Here is a 19,041-nt window from a genome sequence, read left to right as displayed (position 1 = left end):
TTCAATGGCAGGGAAAGCCACTTCACCGGGCAGACAGACCGAGTCCGCGAGGCGGGTTATCAATTGGGTGAGCCAGTGTAGGCAGAATCCCTAGGTCGGTGGGAGCCGTTTATAGTTGTCCACAGATTTGGTGCCAAAAGTGGCCTTGTCAGAACCGTGGACCATCCCAACGAAATCGAACGACTCAGGACTGGAACGTGCGGCGAGGTTTGCCACTACCTGGCGATGAAGGTCCGCAAACACCGGCAGGACATCGGCTTGTCGCAAGCGGACTTCGCGAGCCAGGCCGGAGTGCCGCTGCGCACCTACAAGCGATTCGAGTCTCACGGCAAGGCAAATCTGGAAACGTTCATCGAGGTGCTGCGGGCGATGGAGCGCACCCAGTACCTGCTGATGCTCTTCGCCGCCCACCCCCGGGCGCCGACGACCGCAACCCTCGATGACCGGCTGAGAACCATGAAGCTTCGAGCTAGCGCCCGCCGGCTCGGCATCGGCGATGGCTGAGAAAAAATTAACGCACCATCTCGGTGCAATTATAGTGGTTCACTATAATTTTTCATATTGACTGCCCAGCCGTGTCCATGCAGGACAGGCCAACGTAAACGACATCAACAGTCGGCTTATTTCAGTCTTCCCGACTGTAACGTGGGCCTTATGAGCAAAAGTGCCGCCAACTCTCGTAGAGTCCACCACAGATGCCGAGCGGACATGCAGCACGGGGCCCTGGACTAGCCACAGGACAGTAGCAGCGGGAACGGTGGTGTGCGGCACCATTGTTCAGAGCACGGCGTGCGGCCCATTGCATGTCGCAGTTCAGCCGACTTCGCCGGTGCCGCCTGATGTTCTCGCTCGGCAAGTTGCTCTGTTGACGAACTACTCGAAGTGATTCCGACTTGCGAGGTCCCCTACCAACATGACCTCGCCCTACCGATTTGTGCTTCAAATAGCCACGCTTCAAGGCAAGCGCGTGCCGACAAGCGTTGATGGGTACGCTCTGCAGCTGGTCTTGGCCAACGGCGCAGTACTGCAGGTGACCTCCCACCCCGCGACGGACGGCTGGCTGGCAACAGCCAGCCTGACCCAGGGCGTCGAGATAGTTCGCGCAGTCGAAGTCCGGGCCCGAGCGGCAGCGCTCGACGGCGAGAGCGCTGCCCTCGAAGAGCTGTCCTCGGCATCGCCGCCTCGTTCTGGGCTCGCGCGTATGGTCCGCGAAGCTCTTGCAACACGACATCGTGTCATCCCGCTCGCTAACTCGTTGACCACCGATGGACACTGACCGCGACATCGCCAACAAGCTGCACCTCGAGCTTTCGTCCCTGAACATTCGGGCCTCTGTCAGGGTGGACGACAGGGGACGCTGGCTCGTGCGCGTACGACGTGGAGTGCCAAGTCGCTCGAGCAATTTCCCGGCGCCAGATGACCGCGAAGAGTGGCTGGCCGGGCTTGAGGACAAGCTCTGCGCGGCGTCTGGAGTTCGAGCGAAAGTCATGGCCGAAGACTGATTCCTTAGCTGAGCCAGAATTGCAGCAACCCATGGTCAAACCTATCAGCCGCTTTTTCAGCGACCTTGGACTGCCGCTCAACAACATCCGATGGTCTTGGGGCGCGCGCTCGGGCGACTTGCTTTTGCTACGCACATGGGCGGACGAATTCAAGAAGGAAGGTGACGTCCGTCGAGTCACTGCCCTACGCGACGCCAGCGGCTATCGCAACGCCGATTCCTACGGTCTCGATGAGCGTTATCGGCACCTGGAGGCGCTGTGGGCTGGGGGCGTGGCGGGCTACACCGTTATGGCGACGGTCGTCGACCCCGCCGTGCGTCCCCGCGAAATCAAGGACTACCGCGACGACGGGGTCTTCTCCATCGAGCGCCTGGAACCGCGTGGCAACGGCTCGCTGGCCGCAGTCTTGGGAGCCTTTGTCTCCCTGAAGGACCTTGCCGTCCACGCACAGTCGCACAGAACGGCAGCGGGTGAAGGCCCCTTCCCTGCAGACCCGGCGATGAACACCGGAGTCTCCACCAATGCCTTCCAGCTGAAGATACCGGCGATGCGTGCTTGGTTCGAGGAGGTCTGCCGAGCTGAAGGCACCATCACGTACGGTGAACTGATGGACCGGTTCGGCCTTACGTTCTTCCCGATGACCAGCGCACTTGGCCGACTTGGGCATGATTGCCTTCGAGAGGGAGAGCCCGTCATCACTGCTATCGTGGTCGATGCGAAGACGAGGCGCTGTTCAGACGGAATACTGAAGGAGTTCGGCGTCGAGAACGACGAGGCCGAGCGGCAACGCTGCTACGCCCACTGGCGCGCGGCCGAGACTGCCGCGCCAGGCGGACCGACTACCGGGCCTGCACCGGCACCGGCGCCAGACCCCACACCAATTTCCGTAGACGACCTTGAGCACCGCGCCGCGCGCTTTGCCCAGGTCGAAGTTCGGCCACAGCAAAGTGCCTTCCGAAACGCCGTCTTTCGGGCCTGCAGCGGCCGCTGCGTGGTCAGTGGGTGTTCCGTGCCCGAGGCGCTTGAAGCAGCCCACCTGGATGGCCGCGACTGGCGCGCTGGTCAAAACTCTGCCGGGGACGGCATCCTGCTACGGCGCGACCTGCACACGTTGTACGACCGCGGACTGCTGACGATATCGGACCAGGGCTTGGTCAAGCTTGACGAGCGTGTCCGAAGTTACTACGCCGAGTGGGAAGGCGTTGCCGTGGGCATGGGCATGGGCATGGGCATGGGCATGGGCATGGGCTTCCCGGAGGCTACGGCAGCTCACTGACCACCTCGACCGACCTTACAAACTGCTCGCCATCGTTGCCTGGTGATTGCCCGGCCTCCGCGAACAGCTCCTTGGCGTCGTCGTCCCATTGGTGATGCATCTGCTTCTCTAGCCTGTACTGGTCGAAGCGCTGATAGATGAAGGGCAGCACGTCCCGCTTCCACAGGAGCTGAGGCACGCTCGAGTGACTCCTGGCCACTCCGGAGTTGTGCTTGTCCCCGAAGCAAACGATGCGGATGACGAGGTCATCGTCCTCCCAGATGCCGGTCTTGTATAGCGCTTCGGCGATGCTTTCGACCTGGTCGGCGGGCCGGAAGCCGCCAGCACACAGCACCTTTTGCAGGTTCTCGCGTTTGGGGTCGGTCCAAGGCCCATTGAGGCCACACTGGCCGGTCTTCACCTCGGAGAGCACGACCAGCGGTCGGCGCTGTTCAGCCGCGAAGAGTGCATGGTCTGGCATTGGTCGCCCCCTGTTCTCCGCTCGGAACGGGAACCGCACACCGAGAACATCCGACATCGGTCTGCTGGGGATAGGCACCGTCCTCTCGCGGTCCTTCGGGATGCACGATGAAGTTCGGGATGGTAAGGAAGCCGTTCAGGCGCAGGAACCAGAAGGCGAGGCGTTCAGAAAGGATGCGCATAGCCCAGAGCATCCAAGCTCGCCCTCAGCGCTGTCAAGGCCGCGACCCCTTGGTAGTTGCGCCGGGCTCGCTCACTTGGGAACCCACATCATCCAAGTACCCGGAGGTCCTTGTACCCAAGTGCCTCCGTCAACTCGACCTCACGGAAGTGTTCGAAGTAGGTAGCTCCGTCAGAGCCTCCCGGCTCGAAGCCTGACTCTGCCAACCAACGGTTGTTGCGCCAGGCGTCAGCGCATAGACGGCATTGGTTGCGGCATCGCGGGAGTCAGCTGCGCAGGAAGTCGGCGAGCTTCCAACTGGCATCGGCGGGCCGCTTGACCTCTAGCACTTTCCACGCATTGTTCGACGTGTCGCCGCGCATGGCCCGCGCAAGCTGTGACATCGACTCAAAGGACTTGCCCCCCCAAAGAATTTCGTTGCCTTCGATGGTCGCCACTTTGAGCTCACCGAAGTACTTCGTGCGCACCTCAGTGCCGTCGGGCAGGAACACCGCATCCCATCGAACGCCACTCTTACTTTTGGGTCGTGCATCCACGTCGTCGGCAGTTCGGTCGACGAAGTCCCAGGCCACGTCGGCGAGCAGAGTTGCAACGCCACGCGGCTGGCGTCGAGCTAGCTCAGCGTACAGGTCAAGCGGGATGGGCACGCAGACGAAATCGTCGAGAGAGGCAGCAGTCATGGCAGGCTTAGGAGCTGGTTGGCGTGAAACTATCATAGCACTATGCAGCACTATTGGAACGCCGAGGCGTGTCTCGCAAGCGTTTTATGAGGCTGAGCGGCACCTTGCATCCCTCGCACAATGGCGCGAGTTGGAAGACGCGCCCGGGCCGCAGCAGGCAGAGGACTCACCTGCGCAGGCAGTCGCCCTAGTCCGGCGCATTCAGGTGTAATTGCGAGCATGCCCATGCTCGCGTTCCTTCCCTGGCTGCGCATCAAGGAGCCTCTTAACGAGGGGGCGTTTCACGTGTTCCCGCAGGGGGTCGGCGATGTACCACCCGAGGGTGTTGCCTCGACCGTCCCTCTCGAGACGTTGGCCAAAGTGCTAGGCCAGTACCGCGACTCGACGCATTTGCCGCTGCGTCGTCACGGTCCTGCAGTACGACGGTCGGCCCCTTGGCGCCGACCTCGATGAGGCTGACCGCACCGCCATCTTCCGGTTCGGCCAGCATCTGGCTGTCAGCGGCATGAGTGACCGCCGTTTCATCGGCGGCTTCCTGAACGACTACACCGCCACGGGCCACTACCAAGTGGTCATTCAACAATTCCCCGGGCCGTACACCGGCAGCATCAGCCTGACTCACCGCCGGAAGGGCGGGCACGCCAGCGTCACGATGGGCCAGAGCGACGCCCATTTCGTCCGGCCAGCCCATCTGGTGAACCAGGGAGAATCGAACCTGAATCTGCGACTGCTGAAGGCTTTGCAGGCCGTCCAGTCGCTTCCTCGGACAATCCACGAACACGTCGATGCTTCGGTCACCCAGTTTCTGCTGGCAAACAGCGACTCGCCGGACGTGCCACTCGAAGCCGAGAGCATCGCCACGTACGCTGCTCTCGAACGTGTGAGCAACTCTTCGCAGCGGCTGGACGACATCCAGGGAAAGGTTCCCGACATCCTCGCGGTGGTCGACGCCTCGCCTTGGACCGCGCAGATGCGGCTAGAGCTCGAGTTAGCTCCCGACGCCGCGAGGCCGATGCTGCGCTCCTGGCTAAAGCACATCTACAAACTCCGCGGCAACGTCGCCCATGGGAAGCCAGCGCACTGGCAGCCGAACGAATGGACGCAACAGGAGCACCTGGTTGCCGGGGCGTTCGTCTACCCGTTGGTCCTGAAGTGCCTGCTAGCGCAGCACGGCCTGTACTCCCTAAACGAGGAAGACGTCGCGTGGACGCTTGGATTGGAAAAATTGCTGGGCGACCGGCCGTTCTTCGAGGCGCCCCCAGAGCCGGTTGACGCGACCGAGTGCGATGACGCCGCACCTGCGGACGTCTTGGCTATGCGCGATGCGCTTCGTCTCCGCATGACTCGCTGGCAACGCCAATTCGACGACATCAACAACGCGCTGCTGTGTGTGGCGTTATCCGGGACCATCCGGGAAGCTATCAAGCAGCATGCGGGCGAGCAAGGAAGCGAGACGCCTTGACTGGAACTGCGCTGACCGCCGGTTGACCGCCCACACTATCACCCCAGCAGAATCTGCCGGGTGGTCATCGCCTGCTTGCGAAACATGTCTTCGATGACCTCGATATGCGCAAGTACCTTCGCCGAGCTGGGGCTCTCGTTGTCGTCAAAAGCGCTCTTGATGGTGCTCAGCATCCCCAGCACCTCATCGGGTTTCAAGCAGGAGAAGGCTGCAAAAACCATCAGATTTAGTGCGCCTACCTTTGCTTCCAGGTCTTCCAGTCGTTCTTCAACGGTCATAGGTTCCTCCGCAATGTTGGGCGTCAGGATATCTGTCCGAGGAGAAGGCTTTGGAGCCTTGACGCCCTTCGACGTTTCGCCTACATCGACGAGGGTTGACGCGACCTAGGGCAGAGCTGGCGCCGGCCGCTAACAACGCCTTGTGGGCAGTACGCGGGCCGGAGACGATGAACCTCTGATGTGCCCGCAACGAGGCTGGGCACACCAGTCTGCAGTGGCCTCTATCGCCCCGAGGTGCGCAGTCCGTTCTCTTCGTAGTAAGGCGAGCCCGCCAGACCACAGGCCTGGCTCATCAAGTCGAACACGGGCTTCAGCGCTTGACCAGCAACAAGGTCCGCTTGAAGTTGGACGTCCGGAAGCACAACGTGCTGGCGGTCGAACAGCCCGTGTGAATCCGTTTGGCCGTAGGCCATGGGAGACAAGCCAACTCGCACCCGGTCCGCGTGCAGCAAGGTCAACATCGCGGTCATCTCCACGCTGAGATTCAAGAACTTCAGCTCGGCGCGGAAGCCATCCACCAGCTTGATGCAGACGTCCTCGTACGCACGGCTTGGCAGGTTGAATCGACCAGCGTCATCGTGTCGGTGAACGGAGTTAACCACCTGGGTCGCTTCAAAGAACCCGTTGCGAAAGAAGAGCGAGTAGCCCGGCAACATCCCTGCCGTCGCGCCGTGCTGTACGAACAGCGCGCCATCCAAGTTGATGCTCGGACTTCCGCCGCCGGTCCTGTCCAGCAGCGGCAAATACCTGGCGCCAGCTCGCAACGAAGGGACGTACCCGAGCGGGTCAACCTGCATTCCTCCTAGCGCGGCTTCGCTTGGTATCAGATGCATCACCAGCACGGCGCCGGGCGCGAGCTTCGGAGTGCCTTCACCGGTCAAGATGCGCGAGATGCGCTCGGTACGGAAGTCGCGCACACGTTGGGCCTGACTTTCAGACCGTAGGAACAGGCCGCGGATTTCAGGCACGTCCAGCTGCCGCTTGCGCGCACCCTCGCGGAGGTAGAAGTGCTGGTTGGTCCTGACGCGGTGCGGACCCACCCAACTTTGCGGCACGCGGACGACTATGGCGTGACCAATTGCGCCACCTATGTCGACCGCAACTGCCTGTACCTGCGCACCGGGGATTCGGGGTTCAATCAGATTCAGCAGGAAATCTTGCAGGCGACGGACCTCTTGGTCCTGATTGATTACCTGCGGCACGACAACCGAGGCCTTGGCGTCACCGTCCTCGTCTATGCCGTAGATGACGTCCCCGCCGCCTGAGTTGGCGAATGCCGTCACATCCGCGACGAACTCGTTCTTCGCGGACGCGTCCCAGCTCGCGGGTAAGTCCCGCTTGAAGTCGAGATGCGGACCCTCCTGCGCCTGTTCAGCGACCAGTTGCTCGAGGTGTGCCTGGGTGGCGTCGGAGAGGTTTGCGGGAAGTGTCATGCCTTCATCGTAGCGGCCTGAAGCTGAGACCACTCAATGCGCCTGCCTGGGTCGCCAGCGGCGCTTTGGCGCGCGCCGAGCCGCACACCAGCGAGCCACTCCCCGGCTTCGCTGCCACCACTCGTAGTGGACTTCGAAGGCTAAACAGCCGGTCGCTATACGAATTCGGTACTACTCGGCCATCCGTGCGGTATCCGCGGTCCGCGAAGGCCCGTCGCACTCTCAGCGTCCATCTGAAAAGTCCGGAACTGCCTTTCAGCAACAAGGCAGAAAACGCCCTTCTTGTTGGAGTCGCCGACGGAAGACCCACGACACAACGACGGCCCACATTCAATGAAATCAACAACTTAGGGTGAATTTCCCGTTTCAGCATCTCACGCAGTCCGTGAGAACAGACATCTACCAACTGTTCATACAACCAATGCCAACGAATACACACCTCACTAAAAATTCTGCAACCCAGTCAGTCATCGCCATCCGCTATGAGACGCTCAAGACTTTCGGTATCAACGAGTTCACTGCCGGCGGCAAGTCGCCACTTGTCGTCAGAAACCTAGTCTCAGCCCTGAATGCGTGGATGCGCTGGTCTCGTCTGTCAGACAAGGATGCAATCGGGCGCGAGTTTGACTTGGACTTCGAGCGCAATCTCGGACTCTGGGCCGATGCGATGGAGAGCGATGGAAAGGCCGCTCGGACCATTTCCGACCGGCTCGAACTCATTCTTCCCTGGCAGGAACTGACCTGCCGCCTGTCGGGTGCAGACACACTGCCCGAGTCCTTCCCCGAGGCCTTGTCCGAAGCCATTCAGTTGCGCGGATTCACGCGTAACAAGGTTGCGAAGCTCTCGGGTATCGGGGCCACGACCATCTGCAATTGGTGTAGTGGAGAACGCCGGCCAACACGACATGTCCAAGACCAGATTGGCAAGCTTGAAGTGGTGCTACGACTCCCCGCTGAGACGCTGACCAAGCGGCTTGGCTTCGTCATTGAACGATTTCAGGTTCATCGCGCAGCCCGAGCGCAGTCCGAAGTCCAAACCACCTACGGCAAGCGCTTGCGCGAGCAGTACTCGTCCGGCGCACGGCTCAACTACTTGCGAGACCCGAACGAGAACATTCGCAGCGAATGGGCCCGCCTGATTTCCTACAAGGTCGACGACATCCGCCCTCACTCAACAAGGAGCGACACATGGCGGGTCAAGCCGGCAAGCAGAACAGGAAAGAAGTACGACTGGTCAGGTGTCTACGGGAACGGCTTCGTGGCCGCCGCCGACGCAGCGTGGGGATTCATTTCACGATACTTGGCATGGTTGTGCTTGGATGAGGGAAAGGGCGGCGCGGGCATCGAGCCAGAACGTGTCAGGTCGCTAGCTTGGCTTGCACGTGACGACCTTGTCACGGACTTCATCAAATGGATGCGCGCTCGGTCCGGAGGCATCGTTCATCTCGGCATGGTTGAGACCCTTCGCTACTGCTGCATGCTGCTTCGGGCGCAGACAGGGTGGGTTTGGTTGAACCCCAAGCTGGCGCAGGCTATGGACAACGCCGATATGCCGACTGCACTCGCGGGGTTTGACCTGAAATCTGCAGGTTTTCCCCAGGCGTGGCGCGCCGAGTGTGAACGGGCCTGGCAGACATACATCGACCAGATTCGCGCCTACAAGAACAGCAAGGCGCTGCGGCAGGCACGTGACCCCCAGGAACCCATCCAGGACATTTTGGGCTCACCGAGTCCGATGGCGGAATTGATGAAGATGCTTGCAGTTCTGAAGAGGAATCCCCCGCCACTCAACGCTCGGAAGCGACGCGCTGTTTGGCTCCGCGACGTACTGCTCCTTTCTTGGCTCATCGCGAATCCGCTGCGCGTCCAGCACTTTTCGGTGATGACCTACCGGCGAGACCAAACCGGAAACCTGTATCGCGCCGAAGGGGGAACATGGCACTACCGCTGCAAGAGCGATGACTTCAAGAACTCGCCGGGCGACTACGACGTCTCACTTCCGGACTTCGTCGGCGAAGCGATTGAGCAATACCTCGCCGAGGGAAGACCTTGGTTGGGCGGCGCTTCCGAAGGCGACTACGTCTTCGTTTCGGAACGCGCGAACGGTGCCTCCATCTACGACGCGACAGGCTCTGAGGTTCCCGAACAGCCTGGCATGTGGACGACCGAGCTCATCAGTGCCCGAGTCCGCATCATCACACGCGGATTGCGGAATGGCTTACCGCCGTTTGGTCCCCACGCATTTCGCCACATTGTGGCCACTGACTATCTGAAGCGGATGCCAGGCGCGTTTCAGCTTGTGGCCCACCTCCTGAACGACAGCTTGAAGACCGTTCTCGAGGCGTACGGACACGTGTCGGCGCAAGACGGGCTGAATGCGCACTACGACGCTGCGAGTCTTGAGTTCAAACGCGCGCTCGGTATCGACGAGGTCGCCCAAAGCAAGCGGCTCAACCCTGACGACAGCCAGGACGGGGTCGGGGCTCCGGTCTGAGCAGCCAGCCGAGGTGAAACCTCGGTCGCGCTACGGTAACCAGTAGCGCGGCCGTTACGGTAACGATATCGAAGGACATGCCGTGACCCAAGCCAATGTCACTTATGAAGCCGTTGCGAAAGTGAGCAACGAGTTGATTACAGAAGGGCTCAAGCCCAGCGTGCGCGCGGTCCGCGAACGACTCGGAGGCAGCAACACCACGCTTGTTCGGCATCTGCGGACCTGGCACGAAGCACGCGATGCAGTTCAACGTCAGCCTCGGGACCTGCCGGGTGAGCTTGTCTTGGCAGTGCGTCGCGCCATGTCCGAAGTTGAGACCAATGCTCGTGCCGAGGCTGGTCTGCAGATGGATATCGCGCACAAGACTATCGACGAGTTGCTCGCAGAAAGCGAGGCCCTCGAACATAAACTGAAGGTGGTGGCCTCCGAGTTGGCTGCAGCCGAGTGCGCTGCCGATGAGGGCCGAGGGCGCGAATCCGAGCTGCGGCGCGAGCTCGAACGTAGTTCTGGCGAGGCCGCTGGCCTGGCCGCAAAGCTGGCAGCAGAGCAAATGGCTCGCGCAAGCCTGCAGGCGCAACTTGATGCCGAACGTTCGATGCGCGCCATGGATGCAGCGAGGTTGCAGGAGATGCAGCGAGCGTTGGACGGGCACGCGACTCTCGCAGCTAGGGTCGCTGCCGCCGACGCGACTGCGTCGGAACTTCGCGGTAGTGTGGCGACGTTGCAGGCGCTTCTCACATGCGGAACCAAACCGGCGCCCGGGGCCAAGGCGCCCGACGGCCGTTCACCGCGCGCTCAAAGACCAAGCAACGGCCGCGCGAAGTGAGGCCACCTTTTGGTCGAGCGTAGCCGGAGTTTCAACGTTGAAACTCGACGTTCGAACCACCTACTTCTCCCGGTCGATGGCCAGGTCCGGGAGCGTCCTGAGGCAGGCATGAGCGTCGACCGAGGTAGCCAGTCGTCGATTCGGACCGTCTCCCCTAGGGCGAGACGTGGGATACCTTCGGGCCGGCTGTGGCCCGAGTTTCAACGTTGAAACTCGGGCCTGACAATCAGCGACCGGCGCTCGGCCATGGCTCGGACAACGCGCGGAGTTTCAACGTTGAAACTCGCGTCCAGGCCTACCGCGACGCCCCACCTTCGAGGGCAGCGTCTACAAGGTCTGCAAGGTATATGTGCCTATCAAACGGAGGCAGCCAGTCGTCGATACGGGCCGGCTCCCCTTGTACGGGTAGCAGCCCCTGCATCGCTGGCAGCAACTGGGCCAACAGGCCTCGGACGATGAACCAATCTGGACCATCTGGTTCAGCTGTTGCCTGCTCGCGGATGAGGTCGGCTAGCGCAAATGCCGTAGTCCATGCGGCGGGTGCTCTAGCAGGGGATGGTGCCAACCGCAGAAGGTCTCGGCGGAGGGCTTCGATGGTCCTGGCCAGGTCAATCGCCTGACGCTCTTGTTCGGTCGACATTGCACTGGACTCGAGTATGGACTACCGACCACCTGACGCCGAAGCGTCAAAGTGGCGGTTTCCTGCTTCTCGGAACATTGCGGCATTGGCGGCGTAGCCGGCAACAGCGTCTGATGTGTTCTCCACAGGCGTTGGGTGGGACGTGCCACTCGGTTCGGACCGCACCGGCCCTACCGTTGATTGCTTGTCTTTGCCGCGCACTCGCACGGTTCTCTTCGTCTTGAACGCCACCTTGCCAGCCGTCAGCAGCTTGATGCCGCGCGCCTTGAGCACGCGCGCTGCGTTGTGGTCGGCGTTGTCGGTGTGGTCGCACTTCTGGCACACGAACTCGGCCTGGCTCACGCGGTTTTCCGGAGCCGTCGCGCCTGTCGTCATGGACGACCACTCTACAGCGCCGTGAGCCGGCGTCGGAATGGGCCCGCGTTACAGTCAGGAAGACTGTTAGCAACCGACTGTTGAGGCCGCCAGGTCAAAACTTTCATCGGCCCGTCTTGGCCAAACGCCGCTCCAGGGCACGGACCAGCTTCCACCGAGCCTCCGTCAACTGGAACCAGTTGTGCGGGAAGTCCTGGGAGTCATCACTTTCAGTCGGCACTGGCTCGATAGCCCACCCTTGTTCGACGGCATACCGCACGGCCTCGTCAAGCGCCGGAAAGCTCATCGGCGCCGGATGGCCCGGGCGCCAGATGTACGTACCCGTGATGTGCAGTTTCGGCACAGAGGGTCCGATGTCGAACAGATAGACGATTTCCGGATGTGTGGTGCTCACAGCAGCAACTGTACGCGTGCCTCACCCAGGTAAAAGAAAGAGAAGGCCAGCCTACAGTGCCGTTTTTGCGAGGAGCCATTGAAGCCAGCGAGCTGGTCTAACCTCCTCCCCCGAACTCAACAGGATAGGGCCCACCTCCAGCGACTTCTTGCAACTTTTCGAGGGTGAGGTCCGGGTGCGAACCCCACAGACTGTCCGGCACCTTAGCAATCGCTCTCGTGTAGGCCGCGCCCACCTCTGCGCGCGCCCCCCGTCTCTCGCCGTTCAGAAACAGCCCGAGCAACTCTGTCCTCCGCTCTGGACGACACCAAAGCTTTGCCAATGCCTTCTCGGGCTTGAGCCAGACAACCTTCGCGTATGGGTCCATGAAGACCGACAGGTAGGTTTCTCGGTCGGCGACGGCCGAGTCGACGAGGAAGTGCGGACCCTTGGCAATGAAGGGGTGCGGTTTGCCCCAGTCATCCCAGAAATTGGTCACACGGGACATGGCGTCCGCTAGTTCTGCCTCGGCCACGCTTTCGAATGTGTTGCTCTCAACAAACGCTCGAAGGTCCCCAAGCCGATATCGGATGGCGCCCCGGGAGGAGCCGCACAATTTAACGAACCGCGGCCCCTTGCCGTCGGAGCGCCAGTGGTTCAGCGTCGAGACGGAGACGCACAGATACAGCGCCGCTTGCTCCACGGGCATCAGGAACTCTTGCCCCAGGACGCGCTGAAGCTCGTCTGGGGACATCACCCTCTTTGCGGCGCGTGCCATCATCATGCGGCTGCCTTCCTCGATTTCGTCTTGGGGTTGTGGGTGGCGTACCCGAGCATCTCGTCTTCTACCCGGTCCATCACGGGCCTCAGTTGCTCAAGCGACTGGTCCGTGTATCGGCCAGTCGCGCCACTGCTCTTGTGATTCAGGAGTTGCTTCGCCAGGCGGTCAGGCAATTCCATGTTGGTGACCACATTGCCGAAGGTCCGTCGAAGGTCATGGACGCTGAACGCAACCTTGATGCTCTTCTTGACCGACTCCAGGAACGCTCGCGGGTCGTTGTAGTGCAGAGCCTGAGCAAGCTTTGACTTCGAAACCCTGGGAAAGACGAACGGCGAGTCACCGACCATGAGCCGGCGCTCTTTGAGCAGGTGAAGCAGGAAGCCGGGAATCGGCAACCTGTGCTGGTACCGGTTCTTGGTTTGATTGAGCACCAAGACCGCGTTGTCCATGTCTATGAAGTTGATACCAGCCTTGGGGTGGGTGGGGCGAGCCACTTTGGAAATCCTGTCTTGCCAAAGCAAACCCATGGTCTCGCTACGGCGCAGCCCAAGGACGACGGTCACGAGCATGTAGTCGGCACCCGTCCTGGCGGACTCCCTGCCACGAGCGTCGAGCACGTAATCCATCCATGCCGTGAAGTCGTCGCGCTTGCCAGACAGCGGACGCCGAACCCCCTTTTTGTCGTAATCGCGCTGCAGTTCCGCGCCGTCGCGAAGCGCTCCGGTCTGGACAAAGATGCCGGCCGGGTTGACGTAGAGCTGTGGCTGGGTCTTTACCTGTAGCGCATCGAGGGTCAGTCGCAGGTTCGCCTTGTTGTAGACCGTGCTCACCCAGCGAATGGTCTGCTCCGCCGCAGTCAGATGCCCCTGCGTTGTGGCCTTGTCCTTGAAGAAACCTTCCAGGTCCCGCCACGTGATGTCATCTGCTTGCCGGTCGAGGAGTTTGTCCCCGAGTCGGTCCATCGCCTTGTGCACTGCAGCAAGCGTGTTCTGTCGGGGGTCGCGTTTGGCGTCCGTCTGATAGTCCTCCAGCCACTTGTTGAACAGCACGCGCAGCGTAGGGGAGCCAACGGTTGCTGCGACCTTTGCAGCCCGTCTGGTCTGGTTGACGTCCTCGCCGCGACGGACACGAGACGAGAGCTCGGCGGCAACCAATCTCGCGTTTCGGTCTGGAGCAACCTCCTTACCGATGAGCAAGTCTGGGTGCCGGCCGACGGTCGTGGTCACGACCTTGCCACCCTGCCGCTGCACGAGCACGTACGTCTTGACCGTTCGGCTCACCCGGAGCCGGAAGCCGGTCGGCGCGTCCTTGTGCGCGTCATGCACGTCGTACGCGACCCGCGCGGTGTTCGGCACTGTGCCAGTCAGCTTTCCGGCTGCATCGAACACCGGCTTGGCTGCGAAGGTCAGGTCAGCTACGAGCTTCTTGTCTAATACGGTTTTCACGGGCGGCTTGCTCCCATCGTCCTACGTGTGGTTGTAGCAACGCCCTTAGCTACGCCATAGCTACAAAACAGCCGCAAAAGCCCGGTTTTTGCCGGTATCCCCTGCACCTATTTGCAATGTCAGAAGTCGCTAAGTCGTTGTCGGATAAAGAAAAGTCGTTGCCCGACAAGGACTTAGGTGCACACACCCCCATGATGGCCCAGTATTTCCGGCTCAAGGCGGACTTCCCGGACACCTTGCTGTTCTACCGCATGGGCGACTTCTACGAGCTGTTCTTCGACGACGCTCGCAAGGCCCATCGCCTGCTCGACATCACCCTCACGACGCGTGGCCGGAGCAAGGGCGAGCCGGTGGTGATGGCCGGCGTGCCGGTGCACTCGGTGGAAGGCTACCTCGCCCGGCTGCTGAAGCTGGGCGAAGCCGTGGCGGTGGCCGAGCAAGTGGGCGACGTGGCGACGGCCAAGGGGCCGGTCGAGCGCAAGGTGCTGCGTGTGGTGACCCCCGGCACGGTGACCGACGCCGAATTGCTGGACGACCGGGCCGACACCCTGGTGCTGGCGGTCCACAAGCACCGGGCCACCTTCGGTCTGGCCTGGCTGGGCCTGGCCAGCGGCGAGCTGGGGCTGGCCGAATGCAGCGAGGGCGAGCTGGCCGGCTGGCTGGCGCGGCTGACGCCGGCCGAGATCCTGATCGATCGCGACGAACAGCCGGCTGCCGTGGTGCAGGCGCGCGCGGCGCGGACGATGCGGCCGGGCTGGCAGTTCGACGCCGCGCTGGGCCTGCGCAAGCTGTGCGAGCAGCTGCGCGTGGCCTCGCTGGCCGGCTTCAATGCCCAGGCCTTGAGCACCGCGCATGCCGCCGCCGCCGCGCTGCTGAGCTACGCCGAGCACACCCAGGGACGGGCGCTGGCGCATGTGCACACGCTGAACGTGGGCCGCAGCAGCGAGTTGCTGGACCTGCCTCCGGCGACGCACCGCAATCTGGAACTGACCGAAACGCTGCGCGGCGAGGCCGCGCCCACGCTGCTGTCGCTGATCGACACCTGCCGCACCGGCATGGGCAGCCGCGCCCTGCGCCATTGGATGACCCGTCCGCTGCGCGATCGCCGCGTCGCCCAGGCCCGCCATGCCGCGATCGAGACGCTGCTGAGCGCCGGCTTCGCGCCCTTGCGCGAGGCCTTGCGCGGCGTCAGCGATGTCGAACGCATCAGCTCGCGCGTCGCGCTGCGCCAGGTGCGGCCGCGCGAACTGGCCGGCTTGCGCAACACGCTCGCCCTGCTGCCGTCGCTGCGCCGGGTCGCGGCCAGCGGCGCCCCCTTGCTGGACGACCTGCGGGCGGACCTGTCGCCCGATCCGGCCATCGCCGAGCTGTTGCTGCGAGCCGTCGCCGACGAGCCTGCGGTGCTGCTGCGGGAGGGCGGCGTGATCGCCACCGGGTTCGACGCCGAGCTCGACGAGTTGCGCGCCATCAGCCAGAACTGCGATGCCTTCCTGCTGGACCTGGAGAACCGCGAGCGCGCGCGCACCGGCATTGCCAACCTGCGGGTGCAGTTCAACAAGGTGCATGGCTTCTACATCGAGGTCACCTCGTCGGGCCGCGACAAGGTGCCGGCCGACTACCAGCGCCGCCAGACGCTGAAGAATGCCGAGCGTTTCATCACGCCGGAGCTGAAGGCCTTCGAAGACAAGGCCTTGTCGGCGCAGGAACGCGCCCTGGCGCGGGAGAAATTCCTGTTCGAACAGGTGCTCGATCAACTGCAGGCCCACCTGCGCCCGCTGGCCGCATTGGCCCGCGCGCTGGCCACGCTGGACGCCCTGGCCGCGCTGGCCGAGCGCGCGCAGACGCTGGGCTGGTGCCGACCCGAGTTCGTCGGCCACCCGGCGATCGAGATCGAGGCCGGCCGCCACCCGGTCGTCGAGGCCCGGCTGGCCGAGACCGGCGGCGGCGCCTTCATCGCCAACGACTGCCGGCTCGACGCGCGGACCCGCCTGCTCGTGATCACCGGCCCGAACATGGGTGGCAAGAGCACGTTCATGCGCCAGGTGGCGCTGATCGCGCTGCTGGCGGCGATGGGCTCGTACGTGCCTGCGACCTCGTGCCGGCTCGGGCCGATGGACGCGATCCACACCCGCATCGGCGCGGCCGACGACCTGGCCAACGCCCAGTCCACCTTCATGCTGGAGATGACCGAGGCGGCTCAGATCATCCACGGCGCCACCGACCAGTCGCTGGTGCTGATGGACGAGATCGGCCGCGGTACCTCGACCTTCGACGGACTGGCGCTGGCCTCGGCCATCGCCGCCCACCTGCATGACCGCAGCAAGGCCTTCACGCTGTTCGCGACGCACTACTTCGAGCTGACCGAGTTTCCCCGGCGCCACGAGCGCGCGCTGAACCTGCATGTCAGCGCGGCCGAGAGCGGCGACGACATCGTGTTCCTGCACGCGATCGAAGCCGGCCCGGCCAGCCGCAGCTACGGCGTGCAGGTGGCGCGGCTGGCCGGCATGCCGGGCTCGCTGATCCGCCAGGCGCGGGCCACGCTGGAAGCACTGGAAGCGCAGTCGCGCGCCGGCGACGCCCAGGTCGACCTGTTCGCCGCCGCCCCGGCCGCAGCGGCCCCGCTGCGATCGGCCACCGACGAAGCCCTGGAACGCCTGGACCCCGACGCGCTGACGCCCAAAGAGGCGCTGGACGCGCTCTACCACCTCAAGAAACTGCAGCAGCAGAACACCCCATGACCTACTGTGTCGGCATCCGGCTCAACGCCGGCCTGGTCTTCCTGTCGGACTCGCGGACCAACGCGGGCCTGGATGCGATCAGCACCTTCCGCAAGATGATGGTCTACGAGAAACCCGGCGACCGCTTCATGGTGATGCTGTCGGCGGGCAACCTGAGCATCTCGCAGTCGGTGCGTGAGATCCTGCAGGTCGAGAAGCTGCCCAATGGAGACGACGAGCCGATCACCATCTGGAACGCCAAAAGCCTGTTCGACGCCGCGCGCGTGTTGGGCAGCGCGGTGCGCCGGGTCTACGAGCAGGACGGCCCGGCGCTGAAGGCCTCGGGCATCGAATTCAACTGCAGCATGATCTTCGGCGGCCAGATCAAGGGCGAGGGCATGCGACTGTTCCTGGTCTACTCGGCCGGCAATTTCATCGAGGCCACGCGCGAGACCTGCTTCTTCCAGGTCGGCGAAAGCAAGTACGGCAAGCCCATCCTGGACCGTGTGCTCACCCCCACCACGCCGCTGGACGAGGCGGCCAAGTGTGCGCTGGTGTCGATGGATTCGACGCTGAAGTCCAACCTGTCGGTCGGCCTGCCGCTCGATCTGCTGGTCTACGAGGAGGGCGCGCTCAAGAGCGACCGGATCGTCTGCATCGACGACCAGAACCCGTATTTCCAGATGATCCACAACACCTGGGGCGAGCGGCTGCGGGAAGTCTTCGAGGGCATCGACGACCCGCGCTGGGACGGCGGCGACGCCGCCCATCCGCTGTTGCCCGGCGAGGGCCGCTTCGAGCCGATGCGCAAGATCACCCGGCCCGAAGAAAAGATCGTCTGACCCCGACGCCGATGTCACGCACCCTCGTCTTCTCGCACGCCAACGGCTTTCCGGCCGGCACCTACACCGTCCTGTTCGACGCCTGGCGGGCCGCCGGCCTGCGGGTGCTGGCGGTCGAGCGCTTCGGCCACGACCCGAAGTACCCGGTGGCCAGCAACTGGCGGGCGCTGCGCGACCAATTGCTCGACTTCATCGATGCCGAAGCCCGGGAACCGGTCTACCTGGTCGGCCATTCGCTGGGTGGTCTGCTGAGCCTGCTGGCCGCGTGCAAACGGCCCGACCGGTGCGCGGGCCTGGTCATGCTGGATTCGCCCGTGATCACCGGCTGGCGCGCCCACGGCCTGCAGGTGTTCAAGCAGACCGGCTTGATCAAGCGGGTCTCGCCAGGCAAGGTCTCGCAGCGCCGTCGGTATCAATGGCCCGACCGCGACGCGGTCTATGCCCACTTCAAGCCCAAGACCGCTTTCGCTCGCTGGGACGACCGGGTGCTGAGGGACTACGTCGCGGCCGGCTTCGACGACGCCCACGGCCGGATCGAGCTGGGTTTTCGCCGCGAGATCGAGACCCGCATCTACAACACCCTGCCCCACCACCTGGGCGCGCTGCTGCGCCGCCATCCGCCGGCCTGCCCGGTCGGCTTCATCGCGGGCACCCAGTCGGCCGAGATCCGTCAGGGCGGCGTCGAGGGTGCCAGGGCGCTGGCGCGCGACCGCTTCGAGTGGCTGGAAGGCACGCACCTGTATCCGATGGAGCGCCCCGACGAGACGGCGCGCCAGGTGCTGCGCCTGATCGCCTCAATGGGCTGACGCCTCGCCAGCCGGCGGGTCGTCGTACTTGATGTAACGAAAGCGCGGATCGTCCTGCGGCGTGCCCTCCAGCGCCCCGCCGGGCTCGCGCCCCGGCTGCCAGCCCACCACCTCCTCGATCTTGCGCGCCAGCGCCAGATCGCGCTCGGTGATGCCCTTGGACGCATGGGTGCAGAGTTTGACGATCACGAAGGCGTAGGACACCGTCAGGTCGGGATGGTGCCAGGCCGCCTCGGCCAGGTGGCCCACCGTGTTGACCACCATCAGCGTGGCCTTCCAGCCCGAGGTACGAAAGCGCCGGCGTATCCAGCCGCCCTCGAAGGTCCAGTGCGGCAGGTCGCGGGCCAGGCGCTCGGCCACCTGGGCATCGCTCAGCACGGGCAGGGTGTTGTCGGTCATCGCGTCCCTTTCGGCGGGTCGGCCCCGGAGCATCCGGGGGGAGGTGGTCGGTATAATCGCGCTTTACCACCA

At 63.3% G+C, this 19,041-nt stretch carries 18 protein-coding genes; 9 read left to right on the top strand and 9 right to left on the bottom strand.

The window, feature by feature from the left end; all coding sequences use genetic code 11:
* Nucleotides 1-156: 156 nt before the first annotated feature.
* The 3 genes from AC0N04_RS11865 (at nucleotide 157) to AC0N04_RS11855 (ending at nucleotide 2,778) form a co-directional block, all read left to right on the top strand.
* A complete protein-coding gene (locus tag AC0N04_RS11865; RefSeq protein WP_474281802.1) occupies nucleotides 157-504 on the top strand; it encodes a helix-turn-helix domain-containing protein in 348 nt (115 codons plus the stop codon).
* Nucleotides 505-1,265: 761 nt separating this feature from the next.
* Complete coding sequence (locus tag AC0N04_RS11860) at nucleotides 1,266-1,502, top strand: hypothetical protein (protein ID WP_474281800.1); 237 nt, start codon at nucleotides 1,266-1,268, stop codon at nucleotides 1,500-1,502.
* Nucleotides 1,503-1,533: 31 nt separating this feature from the next.
* The gene (locus AC0N04_RS11855; RefSeq protein ID WP_474281798.1) at nucleotides 1,534-2,778 is read left to right on the top strand and encodes an HNH endonuclease; all 1,245 of its coding nucleotides are present in this window, start codon (nucleotides 1,534-1,536) and stop codon (nucleotides 2,776-2,778) included.
* On the opposite strand, the gene AC0N04_RS11850 is transcribed toward AC0N04_RS11855, so the two are convergent.
* Nucleotides 2,762-3,238: a hypothetical protein gene (locus AC0N04_RS11850; RefSeq protein WP_474281796.1), complete on the bottom strand. Its 477-nt coding sequence runs from the start codon at nucleotides 3,236-3,238 to the stop codon at nucleotides 2,762-2,764. The genes AC0N04_RS11855 and AC0N04_RS11850 overlap by 17 nt on opposite strands.
* Nucleotides 3,239-3,684: 446 nt before the next feature.
* Nucleotides 3,685-4,098, bottom strand: a complete 414-nt coding sequence (locus tag AC0N04_RS11845; protein WP_474281794.1) for a hypothetical protein — start codon at nucleotides 4,096-4,098, stop codon at nucleotides 3,685-3,687.
* Nucleotides 4,099-4,603: 505 nt separating this feature from the next.
* Here AC0N04_RS11845 and AC0N04_RS11840 point away from each other — a divergent pair.
* Entirely contained in the window at nucleotides 4,604-5,560 is a 957-nt protein-coding gene (locus AC0N04_RS11840) for a hypothetical protein (protein ID WP_474281792.1), read from the top strand.
* A gap of 38 nt (nucleotides 5,561-5,598) precedes the next feature.
* On the opposite strand, the gene AC0N04_RS11835 is transcribed toward AC0N04_RS11840, so the two are convergent.
* Together AC0N04_RS11835 and AC0N04_RS11830 are read right to left on the bottom strand one after the other, a co-directional pair.
* Nucleotides 5,599-5,838 (bottom strand): hypothetical protein, encoded by a 240-nt coding sequence (locus AC0N04_RS11835; RefSeq protein ID WP_474281790.1) that lies wholly within the window; start codon nucleotides 5,836-5,838, stop codon nucleotides 5,599-5,601.
* A 221-nt stretch (nucleotides 5,839-6,059) separates the two neighbouring features.
* Nucleotides 6,060-7,271 (bottom strand): AlbA family DNA-binding domain-containing protein, encoded by a 1,212-nt coding sequence (locus AC0N04_RS11830; protein ID WP_474281788.1) that lies wholly within the window; start codon nucleotides 7,269-7,271, stop codon nucleotides 6,060-6,062.
* A 421-nt stretch (nucleotides 7,272-7,692) separates the two neighbouring features.
* Between AC0N04_RS11830 and AC0N04_RS11825 the strand changes: the two genes are divergently transcribed.
* Both AC0N04_RS11825 and AC0N04_RS11820 read left to right on the top strand, forming a co-directional pair.
* Entirely contained in the window at nucleotides 7,693-9,765 is a 2,073-nt protein-coding gene (locus tag AC0N04_RS11825; protein ID WP_474281786.1) for a hypothetical protein, read from the top strand.
* Nucleotides 9,766-9,847: 82 nt separating this feature from the next.
* A complete protein-coding gene (locus tag AC0N04_RS11820) occupies nucleotides 9,848-10,591 on the top strand; it encodes a DNA-binding protein (protein ID WP_474281784.1) in 744 nt (247 codons plus the stop codon).
* Nucleotides 10,592-11,252: 661 nt separating this feature from the next.
* On the opposite strand, the gene AC0N04_RS11815 is transcribed toward AC0N04_RS11820, so the two are convergent.
* From AC0N04_RS11815 to AC0N04_RS11800, 4 genes are all read right to left on the bottom strand, one after another.
* Nucleotides 11,253-11,573 (bottom strand): hypothetical protein, encoded by a 321-nt coding sequence (locus tag AC0N04_RS11815; RefSeq protein ID WP_474281782.1) that lies wholly within the window; start codon nucleotides 11,571-11,573, stop codon nucleotides 11,253-11,255.
* Nucleotides 11,574-11,709: 136 nt separating this feature from the next.
* The gene (locus AC0N04_RS11810; protein ID WP_474281780.1) at nucleotides 11,710-12,000 is read right to left on the bottom strand and encodes a hypothetical protein; all 291 of its coding nucleotides are present in this window, start codon (nucleotides 11,998-12,000) and stop codon (nucleotides 11,710-11,712) included.
* A 97-nt stretch (nucleotides 12,001-12,097) separates the two neighbouring features.
* Nucleotides 12,098-12,763 carry a helix-turn-helix transcriptional regulator gene (locus tag AC0N04_RS11805; RefSeq protein ID WP_474281778.1) on the bottom strand — a complete coding sequence of 222 codons (666 nt, stop codon included), beginning with the start codon at nucleotides 12,761-12,763 and terminating at the stop codon, nucleotides 12,098-12,100.
* A complete protein-coding gene (locus AC0N04_RS11800) occupies nucleotides 12,760-14,205 on the bottom strand; it encodes a tyrosine-type recombinase/integrase (RefSeq protein ID WP_474281776.1) in 1,446 nt (481 codons plus the stop codon). The genes AC0N04_RS11805 and AC0N04_RS11800 overlap by 4 nt, the downstream gene beginning before the upstream one ends.
* Before the next feature lie 191 nt (nucleotides 14,206-14,396).
* Here AC0N04_RS11800 and mutS point away from each other — a divergent pair, with 191 nt between their 5' ends.
* The 3 genes from mutS to AC0N04_RS11785 are packed head-to-tail and all read left to right on the top strand — an operon-like array spanning nucleotide 14,397 to nucleotide 18,570.
* On the top strand, nucleotides 14,397-16,943 hold the full coding sequence (mutS, locus tag AC0N04_RS11795) for a DNA mismatch repair protein MutS (RefSeq protein WP_474281774.1): 2,547 nt from the start codon (nucleotides 14,397-14,399) through the stop codon (nucleotides 16,941-16,943).
* Nucleotides 16,940-17,764: a proteasome-type protease gene (locus AC0N04_RS11790; protein ID WP_474281772.1), complete on the top strand. Its 825-nt coding sequence runs from the start codon at nucleotides 16,940-16,942 to the stop codon at nucleotides 17,762-17,764. Before mutS ends, AC0N04_RS11790 begins: the two co-directional genes overlap by 4 nt.
* A gap of 11 nt (nucleotides 17,765-17,775) precedes the next feature.
* On the top strand, nucleotides 17,776-18,570 hold the full coding sequence (locus tag AC0N04_RS11785) for an alpha/beta fold hydrolase (protein WP_474281770.1): 795 nt from the start codon (nucleotides 17,776-17,778) through the stop codon (nucleotides 18,568-18,570).
* On the opposite strand, the gene AC0N04_RS11780 is transcribed toward AC0N04_RS11785, so the two are convergent.
* Nucleotides 18,559-18,969, bottom strand: a complete 411-nt coding sequence (locus AC0N04_RS11780; protein ID WP_474281768.1) for a 4a-hydroxytetrahydrobiopterin dehydratase — start codon at nucleotides 18,967-18,969, stop codon at nucleotides 18,559-18,561. The two genes, AC0N04_RS11785 and AC0N04_RS11780, sit on opposite strands and share 12 nt — an antisense overlap.
* Between the last annotated feature and the right edge of the window lie 72 nt (nucleotides 18,970-19,041).

The sequence above is a fragment of the Ideonella sp. sgz306126 genome (assembly GCF_056032705.1).
The sequence above is the reverse complement of the archived record's forward strand: the minus strand, read 5'-3'. Positions and strand labels throughout refer to the sequence as shown.

Excerpts from the sequence above, each read along its gene's own strand:
- AC0N04_RS11860 (WP_474281800.1), top strand. The coding sequence starts at position 1,266 with ATGGACACTGACCGCGACATCGCCAACAAGCTGCACCTCGAGCTTTCG.
- AC0N04_RS11855 (WP_474281798.1), top strand. The coding sequence starts at position 1,534 with ATGGTCAAACCTATCAGCCGCTTTTTCAGCGACCTTGGACTGCCGCTC.
- AC0N04_RS11850 (WP_474281796.1), bottom strand. The coding sequence starts at position 3,238 with ATGCCAGACCATGCACTCTTCGCGGCTGAACAGCGCCGACCGCTGGTC.
- AC0N04_RS11845 (WP_474281794.1), bottom strand. The coding sequence starts at position 4,098 with ATGACTGCTGCCTCTCTCGACGATTTCGTCTGCGTGCCCATCCCGCTT.
- AC0N04_RS11840 (WP_474281792.1), top strand. The coding sequence starts at position 4,604 with ATGAGTGACCGCCGTTTCATCGGCGGCTTCCTGAACGACTACACCGCC.
- AC0N04_RS11835 (WP_474281790.1), bottom strand. The coding sequence starts at position 5,838 with ATGACCGTTGAAGAACGACTGGAAGACCTGGAAGCAAAGGTAGGCGCA.
- AC0N04_RS11830 (WP_474281788.1), bottom strand. The coding sequence starts at position 7,271 with ATGACACTTCCCGCAAACCTCTCCGACGCCACCCAGGCACACCTCGAG.
- AC0N04_RS11825 (WP_474281786.1), top strand. The coding sequence starts at position 7,693 with ATGCCAACGAATACACACCTCACTAAAAATTCTGCAACCCAGTCAGTC.
- AC0N04_RS11805 (WP_474281778.1), bottom strand. The coding sequence starts at position 12,763 with ATGATGATGGCACGCGCCGCAAAGAGGGTGATGTCCCCAGACGAGCTT.
- mutS (WP_474281774.1), top strand. The coding sequence starts at position 14,397 with ATGATGGCCCAGTATTTCCGGCTCAAGGCGGACTTCCCGGACACCTTG.
- AC0N04_RS11790 (WP_474281772.1), top strand. The coding sequence starts at position 16,940 with ATGACCTACTGTGTCGGCATCCGGCTCAACGCCGGCCTGGTCTTCCTG.
- AC0N04_RS11785 (WP_474281770.1), top strand. The coding sequence starts at position 17,776 with ATGTCACGCACCCTCGTCTTCTCGCACGCCAACGGCTTTCCGGCCGGC.
- AC0N04_RS11780 (WP_474281768.1), bottom strand. The coding sequence starts at position 18,969 with ATGACCGACAACACCCTGCCCGTGCTGAGCGATGCCCAGGTGGCCGAG.